Origin of the sequence: Shimazuella alba (genome assembly GCF_009831235.1) — a bacterium.
Classification (GTDB): Bacteria; Bacillota; Bacilli; order Thermoactinomycetales; family Thermoactinomycetaceae; genus Shimazuella; species Shimazuella alba.
The window spans coordinates 41,433-55,736 of the sequence record NZ_WUUL01000005.1 but is presented as its reverse complement, the minus strand read 5'-3'; the positions used below and the strand labels follow the sequence as shown (position 1 = coordinate 55,736).

Below are 14,304 nucleotides of genomic sequence, written 5' to 3'. Positions count from 1 at the left end.
GTTTCAAACAAAGCCGTTTTCGTCATTTCGGTATTCGATTTAACGTGCTATTTTGAACTTAAAATTCGTCCAATACTGCCACATTCTTCAGCAAACCAAATGTCCCCATCTTTTCCGCTGATAATTCCATGTGGTTCTGCATTTTTAGTCGGAATAGGATATTCCGTTATCTCTCCATCTATCGTAATTCTTCCAATCTGATTGCAGCCCCATTCGCTAAACCATAGATCATCATAAAACCCAGCAGTGATGGCATGAGGTCTTGCGTTTTTAGTAGGAAGGAGATATTCGGTTAGCACTCCTGCTGGGCTTATTCTTCCAATTTTATTTCCATTTATCTCTACAAACCAAAGGCATCCATCTGGACCACTGGTAATCCCGACTGGTCCTGAATTAGGTGTAGGAATCACATATTCTGTAATCTTTCCCTCAGGTGTGATTTTTCCGATTTTGTTAGCCGTATTCTCCGTGAACCAAATATTCCCATCAGATCCAAGTGTCAAAAACGAGGGATAGGAGTTTGGAGTAGGGATATCGTACTCACTTATTTTCCCATTTGGATCTCTTTTTCCGATTTTATTTGCTAATAATGCTGTAAACCAGATCGTTCCTGCTAATCCTTCGGCTATCCCATAAGGTCCTGCGTTTTCTGTAGGCAGCGGATATTCCATGATCTTTCCAGTTTCGTCTCTTTTTCCGATTTGATTTGCTTGATTTTCTGTAAACCAAATCTCTCCACTTGTGGTGGCAGTGATGATCATAAGTCCTGCATTTTTAGTCGGAATGTCGATTACTGTATGTTTTCCATCTGCTGTTAGTTTTCCAAGCTTATTGCCTTTGTTTGCCGTAAACCAAACCTCTCCCTCCTTGCTGACTGTAATGCCATATGGAGCAGCTAAAGAAGAGGGAAGCTGAAACTCTTGAAAATGGATCTGCATATTATTTTGCTCCTTTCTTTTGTTGGTTTAATTCCTTTCGACGTTGGAGGATCGTTGTAAATTCTTTTTCCAACTCGGCTGAAGGCTCTATACTTAAGCGGCTTAAAATTTCCGTTAACTTTGTTTCGATAAGGAGCAGTTCTTCTTCATTTGGCTGGGATGAACTTTGTTGTTTTGCTTGGTAAGCTTCTATAGAACCGGTATAGGAAGTAATCTTACTATTTTTAATCTCTAAAATATGATCAGCTAGATTTTGAATAAACCGGCGATCATGAGAGACAAAAATAACGGTTCCCTCATAGTGAGACAGCAGTTGTTCTAATGCGTGGATGCTCTCCATATCTAAAAAATTAGTTGGTTCATCCATCACTAACACATTCATGTCACTGAGAAAAATCTTAGCAAATGCTACTTTTACTTGTTCACCGCCGCTGAGTACTTCTACAGGTTTATAGACATCGTTACCAGTGAATAAAAGTCGCGCTAGCACAGTTCGTACCATTTCTGCGGATTGGACAGCTGTTGCTTGTACATTGTCTAAAATGGATTTCGCAGGATCGAGAATGTCGATTTGCTGGCTAAAATATCCCCATTTTACGCCTGCACTAATTTGAATTCCTTCCAAGTGGTTTTGCAGAAACCGTTTGAGCAATGTCGTTTTTCCAGCACCATTTTCACCGATGATTGCTGTTTTTGTTCCTGTGCGAATGGTAAAAGAAGCATCTTTCCATAACGTTCTCCCATCGATGACTGCAGAGATTTCCTTTGCTTGAATCACCGTTTTATTGGTGAGAGGTGATTCGCTCGGCAGATTCATTTTCACTACAGGTAATTCTTGTGGTTTTTCTATTTTTTCTAACTTGTCTATGCGGGTTTTTATGGCATCGATCGTTTGGTGTACTGCTTTTTGTTGGACTCCTTTATTCACTTTCCACAGTCTGGTTTCTGAGGTTCCCATTCGTTTTGATGGAGGTTTGATCATCTTTTCTGCTTTTTGTTTTTTTAGCAAGATAGCGTGTTCCAACTGTTTTTTCTTTTTTTGATATTGCTCATATTCTTCGGCTTGTTTTTTTTCTGTTGTTTTTTCCAAGTGGAATACGTTTGGTAATTACCTGAAAAAACGGTGACAGCCTGATTCTCCACTTCCCATATTTTGTTGCAGATGGCATCGAGAAAGGATCGATCGTGGGAGATAATGACCATTGCACCTAGCGAAGAAATTTTTGTTCCAGCTGTTTGATACTTTTGATATCCAAGTTGCTTGTTGGTTCATCAGCTAACAAGACATCAGGTGTTTTTGCAAAGGCTTCTTGAATAGCTGTTTGTGTCATCTCTCCACCGCTTTGAAAGTGATTGTTTTTTTGTATTTGAGGAATAGTGGCGATGGTAGCTCGTGTTGTGATCTCTCCTGCGTCCACATTTTGTATCCCCGCAATGATGTCTAGTAAAGTTGTTTTCCCCGTTCCATTTCTTCCGATTAAACCAATGCGATCACCTTTCCCGATCCGCAGTTGGTCAATTGAGAATAACAGACGGTCTCCAAATTGCTTTTTTACATGGTTCATCTCCAATATCATAAAAAAACCTCCATCCATATTTCTGGATAGAGGAGAGGTAGGCGCGACAAAAAGAGAATACACTCCAAGTGCAGAGCATACCGAGTTTTTGTCACATATATATAAAAGCCCATACCAATCCTATCCAGATAAAAAATTTCGTATTGAAATGTTTTTTGGAAATAGGATTAGTAGATCATTGGCTTTTGGTTCACCCTTTCAATTTTCAATCAGAAACAGAATATCATGACTACTGGATGAATGCAAGGAGGTTTTTATTTATTATGAAAATGAAAAACCAAGACCTGACAACCAGTCTTGGTTTTTATCGTATATGTGAAGGTTAGAATTTGCTGGGGCCGATCTCCCGCTGCTTGATGCAGGGGAGAGCGGCCGCCGTCCGGGTTACTTCCGGAAGAAGCCCTTGATCTTGTTGTTGACCCACGTCCGGAACTTGCCGTTGAGGACGTAGAAGAGAGCCATCAGCGCGCCGCCGATGATGAGACCCAGGATGATCTTCTCGAGGAGCCACAGGACCACGGGGATGATCACACCGACCACCAGAGCGACCAGCAGCACGGTCACGATGAGCTTCCGGTGCTTCTGGAAGCCGTCGGAGAGCTGGGTCTTGATCTGGTTCAGGTCGAACTGAGACATCGAAGTACTTCCTTCGCAAGTGAGTCCACTTTGTGGACGTCGGACAGTTACTGTTAGTATATCAGCTTTTGTATAAATTTTGTACATTTTAAAATAAAAAAACAAGGAAAGACTTTTCCTTGTTTTTCTTGCTATCTATAGGAAGGTTAGAATTTTGTCGGTGGCCAGTTTCTAGTTGCTGCAGCAGCTAGAGACCGACCTTCCGTCCAACATGTTACATGTTCGCTTTGACCACGATCCCCCCATTAATCGTGGTCTCAGCTGGGGGTATTAAACCTTTGTTCTATCGATGGTGTTCGATGAATTTTGGTTTAGTTTGTTGCCCGTTGGCGCTGATCAGCGGGTGGTGGAACCACCGCGCGTGCGCTTCCGGGAACGACCCGTGGCAGCCGAAGCAGCCTTGGTGACCGGAGTCGTGGCAGCCGAAGCAGCCTTGGTGACCGGAGCCTTGGCAGCCGAAGCAGCCTTGGTGACCGGAGTCGTGGCAGCCGAAGCAGCCTTGGTGACCGGAGTCATGGCAGCCGAAGCAGCCTTGGTGACCGGAGTCGTGGCAGCCGAAGCAGCCTTGGTGACCGGAGTCGTGGCAGCCGAAGCAGCATTGGACTGGTTCGACTTCAGCCGCGTGATGTAGATCAGCAGACCCGCGACGGTGACACCGTAGATGAAGAGCATGGTGATGTCACGCGAAGTGAACTCGACCACGCTGAACAGGTGGCAGATGAGCATGATCGCTCCCATCGCACTGGTGGCGACACCGGCGTACTTGAGCCGGTGGTCCATCCAGTTGCTCAGCTTGATGCTGAGGTAGAACGCGGCGAGGACAGCGATGATGGGTCGCTGCCAGCCGTCGATCAGTACCAGCGGTGCGGCGACGTTGAACGTCAGCCACCCCATACCGTAGGCGGTGCCGAGCTGGCCCATGTGGGTCAGTCGGTTCTCCTTGACCGCGAAGGTCAGGAGGGACACGGTGATGATGCCGACAGTGGAGCCCCACCCGATGGTGGAGAACCAGTTGTAGGAGCCGGCGATCACGAGGATCATCGGCAGCAGCCACTTGAAGAGGCTGTTCTCCGTGTTGGTGTGGTTCTCGACTCGGCGCAGGACCGAGGAGATCTTTGCGAACATGTGAGTGCCTTTCGGCTAGAACCGGACTTTTACGAGAGCCGGTTGTCGGACGGAATCTATATATCCATTATACAGAGTTTGCAGACAATTGCCCAGTATGTTTTTCTTTTATTTTCGCAAACTAGTTCTAGGAGGTGTATGCGAGTGTCTCGTAGAAGAAAACGAAATCCCCTTGTTCCAGGGGCTAGAAATCAATTGGATCAATTACAAACCAAACTGATTAGTGAAGATCTCGGTCGTTCTTTTGACAATAAAGAAGAAGCGAAGTTGGAATTAGCCAAAGAATTAGGAGTACCTTTGCAAAAAGGAAGCAATCGTGATTTGCGATCAGAAGATGCAGGAAAGGTTGGAGGAGCGATGGGTGGTCGGTTGGTAAAAGAACTGATTCAGATGTCCCTTCAATCCTTGGAAAAGAATAACAGATAATTTTTCTATAGGTCTTTTTTGTCTAATGGGATGAAGTATCTTTCTCGCAAGCCTGACGAATTTGTGTTAAAATCCAAACTGAACGGACAGTCTCAGACTGAGGAATTGTTTGACCACTCCCCACGCATGAATGTGGGGGATTCTTGGGACGGTAGTCTCATGACCACTTCATTACCAAGCTAACCCCGTGAGCCCCACGGTTTAGATGTTCCATTAATCCCTTAAGCAGCTTGGTTATCGCTGCTCATGGTGCATATTACCATGCGAATGGGTGTTTGTAAAGATTTTTTTCAAAAAATGTCAGATAACTTATGAGAGGGGTAAAAAACACTCCTTCCTTGTCTGACACGTTTGCTTTCATCCCCATCGCTGAAGCTCGGGGTTTTCTCGCTCACAAAGATATAAAGTATCCCATTGGACGTTGTGTGCCGTTCCGCTTAATAGCTTTTTTCTTAATGATAAAAAGTGTCAAGGCTGTAAAATAAGGATAATGGGATATATGGATACAAGGGAGGGATCAAATTAATATGGAACGTGTCTTATTACTTTCCCTTGGCTTTGGTATGGGACACAATGCTGCTGCGAAAGCATTGGAAACACAATTTCATCAAACCGGGGCTATAACAGATACGATTGACCTTTTGCAATTGATTCCCAAGACCTTCCATCCCCTGCTGCAATCAGGTTATCAAGGTATGCTTGTCAAATTTCCATCACTTTATCATCTTTTATACGATTGGACCTATCAATTTCGGTTGGTTCGCTATGTATCGAAAGAGTTTGTGGAGAAGGTTGGTCTGACGATACGTGGAAAAATATTATCACGTCTGGAGCAGTTTCAGCCGACAAAAATCGTTACTACACACCCATTTTCTCTCTTGTTACTCCCTACAGAGTGGGAAGTAGTTCCCACTATTGGTGTAGTGACAGACTATGAATTACATCCGATGTGGCTAGTGGAACTGCCAGATATACTATGTGTGCCAAAAAAAATGTTAAAACGAAATATCATTGACCGCTTGCGTTGGCGTTCGGGTGTCAAAGTGTTAGAGACAGGTTTACCCATTGAACCCAAATACTACGAAAGTACATGCAAACAAGATGCACGAACGAGTCTATCGTTACCACTTTATGATCCTGTCATTTTGGTGATGGGAGGGGGTTTTGGTTTAGGACCTTTGGAACAAGTGGTTGATGAGTTAGATGCATTGTCTCATATGCAATTTGTCATATTGACCGGTTCAAATGAATCGCTCTATGATCGTTTGAAGCGCAAAAGATATGGTGATCATATACGATTGGAACAATATAGATCTGATATGGAACTATTTATGGCAGCCGCGGATTTACTCGTTACCAAACCAGGAGGAGTGACGATCACAGAAGCACTAGCAAAACAACTTCCCATGCTATTGTTTGAGGCATTTCCTGGACAAGAAGAAGCAAATCAACAATATTTGGTTCATCATCGAGTTGCTTTTAAAACGAGACCAGATACAGTTTGTTTACAAATTGAAAAGTTTTTTCAGTCGCGTATGTATCAACAGAAAGAAGTTGATCGCTTCTTGCCCATAGCATCCCCTGATGCAGCAAAGCGTATTGTACAAGCTACTTTGGGAATGGGAAGATCAAAAATATTGGTCTAATGATGATTATAGGAAGCCCTGAGTTCTATACCGTAGATCTCGGGGTTTTTTGATTTCACAACCTTCATACAATAAGAAATCGTAAATATTTTTTTATTTGGCCGTTAAGATTTTCCTTATATACTATTCGAACAAAGGGCATCTTTCATATACTTTGGGAAGTGGAAAGTCCACTTCATACCTCATTAGGAGAAAAAACATGGCTGGGCGGATGACCCTCCAAGATATATTTTTGGAGATGATCGACGCGTATTTGATGGGTGTGGACAGTCTGGAAGAGCGGAGGGCGATCTGTGATATGAGACAGAAGATCAGCTCCAATCCGAGCGAGGCCTATTTAAGGTCTCTTGTCCATGATTTTACACAGCCTCTGGAAGGCCAGCTGGCTGAAGAAGTCCGTTGGTACAGACCATCATCTATTTGAGGGAAGTGACTGGCTGGGTATCTTTTGATACCAGTCAGTCATCAAATTTAAAATGAAAATATTTCATGCTATTGCTTATAAATTTCGCATTTGTACAAGAAACCACCTCTCAAAATAAGGTGGTTTCTTTGTTTTTATATCATATGATTGGATTAAACTCTATCAAATCGTATAGGTAGTTCTTTGATAGAATAGGTAACCGTGCTTTGATTCAGTTCAATATCTTCTGATTGTAGGCGAATATTTTTAATTCGTTCTAACAATTTTTTTATGGTAACACTAGCTTCTACTCGTGCAAGTGGTGCTCCTAGACAAAAATGGATTCCATGACCAAAGGCAACGTGATCCATATTTTTCCGATCCAAATCTACTTGATCTGCATTTGGGAAAACACTTTCATCTCGGTTAGCTGATGCTTGCCAAGCTGCGACTAGATCACCTTTTTTGATGGTCTGCCCACCTAGCACCACATCTTGTTTGGCTTTTCGAGTCTGATATTGTGCTGGGGATCGAAGACGCAATACTTCTTCTAGTAGTAGGGATATATCATCTGGATTTTTAGCTAGACGTTCTTGAATATCTGGATTTTCGGCTAATGTCAAGATGGTGCTGCTGAGCCAGTTGGTTGTAGTTTCATTACCAGCCAATAAGAGTACTACACAAAATCCTAATAACTCATCTTCCGTTAGCTTTTGACCATCGAGTTCCACTTGAATCAATTGGGAAATGATATCGTTTTCAGGTTTTTCCGTACGCTCTTTAATAACTTCTCTGAAATATTCTCCCATCGCTTGTTGTGCTTCGATAAACTCTTTGGCCTCAGCTTCGTTGGTTGGTTGTTTGACGATTTTAAAACTCCAGTCTTTAAACATAGCATGATCCTTGTTTGGAACCCCTAACATTCTTGCAATAACTTGCATAGGAATCGGAACTGCGATATCACGGACAAATTCCATTTTTCCAGAATCTGTAATAACTTGGTCCAATAATTGATCTACATATTCTTCGATCCAAGGTTGTAAATCCATCATTGCTTTGGGAGTGAAGGCTTGTGAAACAAGTAAGCGTAGTTTTCTATGGAAGGGTGGATCATTGGAAGACATTGCTTTATCTAAGTAATTGTCTTGTACTTTTGGCATATATTCCGAAGAAAAAATCTGATGATTGCTAAATACATACCTTACATCTTCATTTCTAAAAACGTGCCATGTACCGGTCGCACCAAACCATAGGGCATAATCTTTGTCATAATAAACAGGATTGTTTTGACGGCTTTCTTTGAACCAAGTAAATATTTCTTCGCCTAATTGTTTCAATAGAGTTCCTCCTCTAGGATGTAATGAAAGGTAATATTACCATTCTACTAAATTATCCGATAAAGTGAAATAGTTTAAAGGAATTTATTAAATAAATTTCTCTGAAAAAACATATAAACGTATATTTATTTGGCACGATTTATTATTTTCTGTAAGATATATTTGTTTTTTATCACATATATCAGATATACTTATTTGGAAAAGTTCTGTCTATTTCCCTAAATTGGAGTTCATGTGAGTATCACACGAGCAGCTCACGATCTGAACAACGTTCACACCATCCAGATCAGTGGCTGGTCAGGAGATTACCAGGTTGAAGGTCCGGAAACCCTTAACGACACAGGTATTGTGATCGTTTCTCCAAAGCGCCATGATGGTGAGTTCTGGACCTTTGCCAGGCAGCAGGATGGTGTGCTGAAGTGCCATACCAGTCTGCTGGGAAGTGGCAATCTCGTCAAGATCAAGCCGAAGGATCCTCTGATTATCCATCTCCCGAAGGATGTGGAAGTCATGAAGAAGTCTCAGCGTAATGGTGTGATCACCATTCAGATCAAGAAGTCGTAGACAGTGTTAGGGCGTGGATGGAGGACTTCCTTGATCCACGTCCGCCTTATTTCCTCCTCACATATTAAGGCCAAGTCACATCCACCAATAGATAAAAAGGAATTTTCTCTGTTTGACTTCCATTGCTCAATTGGATGTATTTCTCCATCTGATTTACTTTATCTACAAACCCACAAAAACAAGTTACTTCGTAGGTTGTTACATAGGTAGCCAATACTGGCTGTTCGTATTCAATAGCTTCTTGGAGTATATAAGTCATTGTTTCTAATTGTTGTTCATCTATTTTTGGAACAGCGAGCTTGGTAGCATTTTTTCTTTGTTGCAACAATGCTCGCCGGTGTTCTGGCAGAAACATGCGACTCCCTTCCCAGAGGAGATTTTTTCGATCTAACTTCATCGATAATGTCCTCCAATCTTCTTCGCTCTCTCTAGTGCTTGACCAGCAGATGTGAGCGAAGCGGCATGGAGGATGGCTGTACTTCCATATCGATCTTTGAGTTCATCTACCACCGCTCCTAGTGCACGCTGCTTGCTGCGATCTGCAAATAGATCGAGTTGCATCGGGGATTCTGGAGATAGCCCGCCAAGGCTAACCCCAACAGAACGAATAGGGGCTCCATCCCAATATTGATGAAAGAGTTGTTTCGCTGCATGATAGACAGGCATGGTTTCATTTTGGGATTGAGGTAATTTTTGTTGTCTCGAAAATCCGGTTGGGATATCAAAATCAGCCCCTCGACAACCAACATGAATAGTTATTCCTGCTAGATGTTGCCGTCGCACCCGTCGGCAGACTTCTTCACACAACTCCAACAAAATTACTTCAATCTCTTCTGCGGTTCGATAGTCCCGTGGCAGTGTCATATGGTGTCCAATCGCTTTTTGTTTGCTAAAGGAGGAGAGGGTGACAGGAGATAAATCCATCCCATTTGCTGTCATCCACAGAACATGTCCATTGATACCCCAATGTTTTTGCAGTTTTTCCAATGGGTATTGTGCTAACTCTCCAATAGTGGTGATGCCAATTCGCTGGAGATTTCGTGTCATCCGTCGTCCTACACCAAAACAGCTGCTAACAGGTAATGTCCATAATGTTTCTTTTATATTTGTTTGATCAAGGCGAAAAATGCCTTGCTTATTTTTTTTAGCAAAGTTATCACACGCCATTTTGCTGAGTACTTTGTTCGGTCCAATACCTACTCTTGCATACACATGTGCTTCTTCATAAATCGCTTGTTGAATTTTTTTGCTGATTTCCTCTGCACTCCCAAACAACCGCTCGCTGCCGGTTACATCGAGAAATTGTTCATCAATCGAGTACGGCTCTACCAAATCGGTAAATCGTTCTAATACAGCCGTTATTTGTAGCGAAATCTGAAGATAAAGCTCCATCCTTGGTTTTACTACCACCACTTCTGGACAAGCCTTCATCGCTTCCCATAATGTTTCTGCATTTTTTATTCCATATGATTTAGCTATCGGACAAGCTGCGAGGATAACTCCACTTCTGCGATTGGGATCACCAGAGACCACTACTGGTCGATTTTTTAGATCTGGATTATGTGCTTTTTCTACACTCGCATAAAAGGATTGAATATCTACAAGCAATATCATTGCGAACACTTCTTCCCGAACATATGGTTGTGTTACCTATTATATGCAAATAGGAGTTCGCTTAGTAGGCTACAAATGTTTCCAAATAAGTGGGTCAAGCCGACAGGCGGAATAGAGCGTGTGCTAAAATCATTTTAGAAATGTAGTTCAGATATTTTCTTTTAACAACCATCATGAAAATGCTGATGACATTGACAGAGCTTGGGCAAAAACTAACGATAAGCACAAAGAATCTATTAAATAGAGTAGGGAGTATTATTGAATATCCGATCTTTTATGAACATTTAACAGCTTGGCAGAATCTGAAGATCCACTGTGGATATTTAGGATGTTATGATGATCAAGCTATCAAACAAGTGTTGGAGATAGTAGACTCACAAATATTAAGAATAAGGCTGTGAAAAATTTCTCTCTCGGGATGAAACAACGATTGGGCATGGCAAGACCCATTATTACAAAACCCGAGTTGGTCATTTTGGATGAACCGATTAATGGTCTTGATCTGTTGGGATTTAATAAAATTATTGAACCAAGAGTATGGGATTACTTTTTTGATTTCAACCCATATCTTAGGAGGAATCGAACAAATAGCCGATACTATCGGGATTATAAAAGATGGGAAAATGTTAGACGAAGTTACTATTGGGGATATCCAAAAGAAACAGACAGATTATATGGAACTGATCACAAGTGATGTGACGAAGGCAGTATATATATTGGAACATGAACTTCAGATTTCTAATCTAAAAATAAAAGAAGAAAACCAAATTCGCATTTATGACCTAACTAGTCACAAAAGGAAATATCCAAAAGTATTGATTACGAATGATATTGATATTGAAGAGATCCACAGACATAGCAGTTCTTTGGAGGATTACTTTTTTCATCAAATCCATGGGGGTGGATCTCTTGAGTAATCTCATTTCATTGGAATGGAATAAACTAAAGAAACATTCTATCATGATAGAGGCAATTATTTATCTATTCTCTGTATTGAGAACGAGTTTTCTATTTCTCACCTTGATTGATTTTGGCTTTAATGAGAGCTATGAATCTGCTGTTCATTTAGTTAATCTTATTCACCGTATGGCATTTACTTTGTTTGGAGCAACGTTGATTAACCAAATTGTCATTGACGAATACAAAAATAAAACGATTTCTATTGTATATAGTTATCCCCTCAAGCGAGAAAAAATCATATTAGCCAAGGTTTTGTTGATTTTCTCCCTATTATGTACAGCAACATTTCTATTGTATATTGATTTCCTTTTCTATCATCACGGCTTCACCTGCTTCTTCAGACATTTTAATGTTTGGGGAAGATATGGTCATCCATTCAGCAGCTACGGATTTTATTAGTTTCATTCCTTTGTTTTACTTTGGAATCGTCAAAAGAACAACAGTTTCAACCGTTATTAGTGCGATCGTGATCATGCAAATTCAAAATGCAGCTGTTATCTTTCAATTCAATCAACAATATACTATTTTGGTTTTGTTGGGTGTTCTCAGTGTTTTTCTCTCTGTTATTACGTGTAAACGATTTGAGTAGAATATCATAAGGCGAGACTGAATAAGCAAAATAAGTGGAGGGGATTCAGGTTTGAGTGGAATACCCTCCACTTATTTTCTGTTTCTGGTATAATCGATTCTACTGAGCAATGAGTATTAATCCAGCTAAAATAGAAGTAATACCTACTATCTGATTCCATTTCAATTTTTCTGATAAGAAAAGTAATCCCCATATAATGGTTACTACCGCAAAAAGGGATGTCAAAGTAATCACAATAGTAGTATCTGCTTGAAGTAGACCAAAGTTGTAACTAAGGATAGCAATTACATCTAGTGCTCCAACTAAAATTAATTGATATATTGATTTCTTTTTTGGTTTTCTCCATTTTTGATTTGCTATTACAAGTATCAAAGGTAAAAGAATAACAGATTGTAATCGTCCAATCCAGACAGTCATGAATGGACCTATTTCTAAAGTTGGGTATTTTAGACCGAAAAATGCAATCCCCAAAAATAAGGATGACAGTATTGCCCATAGAGTTCCTTTATTTGATAGAGTGAATTTTTCTTTATTTGATATTGAGCCGAACTTTTGAGAAGCAAATATAACACCTGCAATAGATAATATGATACCTATAACCACGATGAGAGACGGACGCTCACCAAAAATAACCGCAAGAGTTACTGTTACAGCAGCGAAGCTAGAAGTGATCGGAGCCACTACAGAAATGTTGCCCGTAGCTAATCCTTGATATAAGCAAAGTATACCGATTAAATCGATCCCCATAAAGAGCATCGCCATTCCAACAGCATCCATATGATCTATATACACATTCCAATTTCCGTTAAAGAGTAGGTAGGCACCCAACCCAATGACACCAACAATTTGCATATAAAAGAGAGTAGTGTAACTACCGATTCTACGACTAGTTAAACCTGCTACGAAATCAGCAGTACCAAAGGATAATGCAGAAAGTAGCCCTAATAAAAAACCTTCCATTTTTCCCCTCCTTTCATTTAGTATCTTATCAGCTAAAATCCAGCATCGAATTTCTTCTATTTTTGTTATCTATATAAGGTGTCTGTTTTTAGATTTCTAAATCAAATAAGTCTTTATAAATGCTTTTTACTTCCCGAGGATCAATGATTCGTTTGGTTTTATTCAACCCCTCAACAATAGTCAATGATTGATCACGCAATGTAATTCTTCCTTGATTTTTCACTTTCATAATGACAGGCACCTTATTAAAAGTAGATTGTTCGCTGTATTGCGTAAAATCACACACATCTTTAAAATCGTCTATTATTTTCTCTTTTTGTGAGAATTTATATAACGCTATCCAGTTCCTATCTTCTTTCTTTTCTAAAACCCACATATTCTGTTCTTCTAAAAATGATTTCACTCGATAATAGTTATTTACAGCATAAATTTTTTGACCAGTTAAAGGAATTGGGATACTTGGTGTATTGCCGCCAAATCCAACATCTACTGAATATTTCTCTCCATTCAAATGGACAATATTTGTTAGATGTGTTCCCTCTATAAACCATGAGCCATTCAAATATACTGTTGCTGCACACATGCATACATCGAAGTTAAGTCTTCGAAGTAAAACATGAAAGAGACCATTTAATTCGTAGCAGACTCCACCTCTTCTTCGGACCACAATTTTTTTATAAAGCTCATTAGGATCAAGGGATAAAGGGATAGCTTGTAAAATATCCAAGTTTTCAAACGGGACTTGGGTTACATGGTTTTGTTGTAATTGTGTTAAACCGGCAAGGTTGTTTTTTATGTCTTGATCTAAACCGATTCGAGATAAATAGTTTTTGATATCCAAATCGAAAACCCTTTCTAGTTGTTTTATTTAGTCGATTTTTTAACTGTTCTAAAGTACTTCTACAAATTTCAATGTAGCTAATTGATGTGATTAATCTTGATTCTTTCCGGGATTGCCTCTTTCGGTATACCAGTCATCCAACTTCATCATGTCAAAATATTTTTCAACATCCAATTCAACTGGCGCAATGAATTCGAGTAGATTCCCATCAGGGTCCTCAAAGTAAATAGCTGCATGTGCTTGAGGATAGTGAGGGAGAACTAATGGTTGTCGTGCGGGTTCGAAATCATAAAAATCCACCACTTCTATTCCCTTCTCCTTCAACCACTCCTTTGCTTTCTCCATATCTGCGAGATCAATTTGAAAAGCTACATGACGTATCGATACATGATAAGGAATCTTCACTTGCTCGCAGTCCCATAGTCCCAGCCAACTTTTTCCTTTTTCAATCCAGAGAAAAGCTCTCCCTTCTCCTCTACAAGCAAATTCGAGTCCTAAGTTTTCATAGAATCGAATGGATCTGTCCAGATCGCTCACAGGCAAATGCCCTTCATATAATCCTTTGATCATCCTATACCTCCGATATTTATGGAACTTATGTGGAAATCGTCTCTTCTCTAAAAAATTTCTTGCATAATAATAGACAAACTCTTACTTTGTTTTGTGACATTCATTTTCTAACTGGATA

Annotated in this window: 18 protein-coding genes; 7 read left to right on the top strand and 11 right to left on the bottom strand. The window is 40.4% G+C overall.

Annotation, left to right across the window (positions count from 1 at the left end; genetic code table 11):
* Window positions 1–47: 47 nt before the first annotated feature.
* From GSM42_RS08750 to GSM42_RS08735, 5 genes are all read right to left on the bottom strand, one after another.
* On the bottom strand, window positions 48–938 hold the full coding sequence (locus GSM42_RS08750; RefSeq protein WP_160801170.1) for a Vgb family protein: 891 nt from the start codon (window positions 936–938) through the stop codon (window positions 48–50).
* Between the two features lies 1 nt (window position 939).
* Window positions 940–2,028 (bottom strand): ATP-binding cassette domain-containing protein, encoded by a 1,089-nt coding sequence (locus GSM42_RS08745; RefSeq protein ID WP_237446532.1) that lies wholly within the window; start codon window positions 2,026–2,028, stop codon window positions 940–942.
* A 118-nt stretch (window positions 2,029–2,146) separates the two neighbouring features.
* Window positions 2,147–2,515: an ATP-binding cassette domain-containing protein gene (locus tag GSM42_RS20575; RefSeq protein ID WP_237446531.1), complete on the bottom strand. Its 369-nt coding sequence runs from the start codon at window positions 2,513–2,515 to the stop codon at window positions 2,147–2,149.
* A 384-nt stretch (window positions 2,516–2,899) separates the two neighbouring features.
* On the bottom strand, window positions 2,900–3,151 hold the full coding sequence (locus GSM42_RS08740; protein ID WP_160801169.1) for a hypothetical protein: 252 nt from the start codon (window positions 3,149–3,151) through the stop codon (window positions 2,900–2,902).
* A gap of 336 nt (window positions 3,152–3,487) precedes the next feature.
* Window positions 3,488–4,276, bottom strand: a complete 789-nt coding sequence (locus GSM42_RS08735; RefSeq protein WP_160801168.1) for a hypothetical protein — start codon at window positions 4,274–4,276, stop codon at window positions 3,488–3,490.
* 144 nt (window positions 4,277–4,420) lie between these two features.
* Here GSM42_RS08735 and GSM42_RS08730 point away from each other — a divergent pair, with 144 nt between their 5' ends.
* From GSM42_RS08730 to GSM42_RS08720, 3 genes are all read left to right on the top strand, one after another.
* Window positions 4,421–4,702, top strand: a complete 282-nt coding sequence (locus GSM42_RS08730) for an alpha/beta-type small acid-soluble spore protein (RefSeq protein WP_338055276.1) — start codon at window positions 4,421–4,423, stop codon at window positions 4,700–4,702.
* A 527-nt stretch (window positions 4,703–5,229) separates the two neighbouring features.
* On the top strand, window positions 5,230–6,348 hold the full coding sequence (locus tag GSM42_RS08725) for an MGDG synthase family glycosyltransferase (RefSeq protein ID WP_160801166.1): 1,119 nt from the start codon (window positions 5,230–5,232) through the stop codon (window positions 6,346–6,348).
* Between the two features lie 199 nt (window positions 6,349–6,547).
* A complete protein-coding gene (locus GSM42_RS08720; RefSeq protein WP_160801165.1) occupies window positions 6,548–6,772 on the top strand; it encodes a hypothetical protein in 225 nt (74 codons plus the stop codon).
* Between the two features lie 152 nt (window positions 6,773–6,924).
* Here GSM42_RS08720 and GSM42_RS08715 read toward each other — a convergent pair whose 3' ends face one another.
* Window positions 6,925–8,088, bottom strand: coding sequence for a cytochrome P450 (locus tag GSM42_RS08715; protein ID WP_160801164.1), 1,164 nt, complete (start codon window positions 8,086–8,088; stop codon window positions 6,925–6,927).
* Window positions 8,089–8,322: 234 nt separating this feature from the next.
* Between GSM42_RS08715 and GSM42_RS08710 the strand changes: the two genes are divergently transcribed.
* Window positions 8,323–8,652, top strand: a complete 330-nt coding sequence (locus tag GSM42_RS08710) for a hypothetical protein (protein ID WP_160801163.1) — start codon at window positions 8,323–8,325, stop codon at window positions 8,650–8,652.
* Between the two features lie 64 nt (window positions 8,653–8,716).
* Here the strand turns inward: GSM42_RS08710 and GSM42_RS08705 are convergent, their stop codons facing one another.
* Window positions 8,717–9,049, bottom strand: a complete 333-nt coding sequence (locus tag GSM42_RS08705; RefSeq protein WP_160801162.1) for a YolD-like family protein — start codon at window positions 9,047–9,049, stop codon at window positions 8,717–8,719.
* Entirely contained in the window at window positions 9,046–10,266 is a 1,221-nt protein-coding gene (locus GSM42_RS08700; protein ID WP_160801161.1) for a DNA polymerase IV, read from the bottom strand. Before GSM42_RS08700 ends, GSM42_RS08705 begins: the two co-directional genes overlap by 4 nt.
* A 479-nt stretch (window positions 10,267–10,745) precedes the next feature.
* Here GSM42_RS08700 and GSM42_RS20565 point away from each other — a divergent pair, with 479 nt between their 5' ends.
* From GSM42_RS20565 to GSM42_RS08685, 3 genes are read left to right on the top strand one after another with little or no spacing between them, the layout of a single operon-like run.
* On the top strand, window positions 10,746–11,183 hold the full coding sequence (locus tag GSM42_RS20565; protein ID WP_237446555.1) for an ATP-binding cassette domain-containing protein: 438 nt from the start codon (window positions 10,746–10,748) through the stop codon (window positions 11,181–11,183).
* Window positions 11,176–11,625 carry an ABC transporter permease gene (locus GSM42_RS08690; protein ID WP_160801160.1) on the top strand — a complete coding sequence of 150 codons (450 nt, stop codon included), beginning with the start codon at window positions 11,176–11,178 and terminating at the stop codon, window positions 11,623–11,625. The genes GSM42_RS20565 and GSM42_RS08690 overlap by 8 nt, the downstream gene beginning before the upstream one ends.
* A complete protein-coding gene (locus tag GSM42_RS08685; protein ID WP_160801159.1) occupies window positions 11,591–11,815 on the top strand; it encodes a hypothetical protein in 225 nt (74 codons plus the stop codon). The genes GSM42_RS08690 and GSM42_RS08685 overlap by 35 nt, the downstream gene beginning before the upstream one ends.
* A 99-nt stretch (window positions 11,816–11,914) precedes the next feature.
* Here GSM42_RS08685 and GSM42_RS08680 read toward each other — a convergent pair whose 3' ends face one another.
* The 3 genes from GSM42_RS08680 to GSM42_RS08670 all read right to left on the bottom strand — a co-directional run bounded on the left by GSM42_RS08680 (window position 11,915) and on the right by GSM42_RS08670 (window position 14,186).
* The gene (locus GSM42_RS08680; RefSeq protein WP_160801158.1) at window positions 11,915–12,775 is read right to left on the bottom strand and encodes a DMT family transporter; all 861 of its coding nucleotides are present in this window, start codon (window positions 12,773–12,775) and stop codon (window positions 11,915–11,917) included.
* Between the two features lie 88 nt (window positions 12,776–12,863).
* Window positions 12,864–13,616 (bottom strand): arylamine N-acetyltransferase family protein, encoded by a 753-nt coding sequence (locus GSM42_RS08675; RefSeq protein WP_160801157.1) that lies wholly within the window; start codon window positions 13,614–13,616, stop codon window positions 12,864–12,866.
* 90 nt (window positions 13,617–13,706) lie between these two features.
* Entirely contained in the window at window positions 13,707–14,186 is a 480-nt protein-coding gene (locus GSM42_RS08670; RefSeq protein ID WP_160801156.1) for a VOC family protein, read from the bottom strand.
* Between the last annotated feature and the right edge of the window lie 118 nt (window positions 14,187–14,304).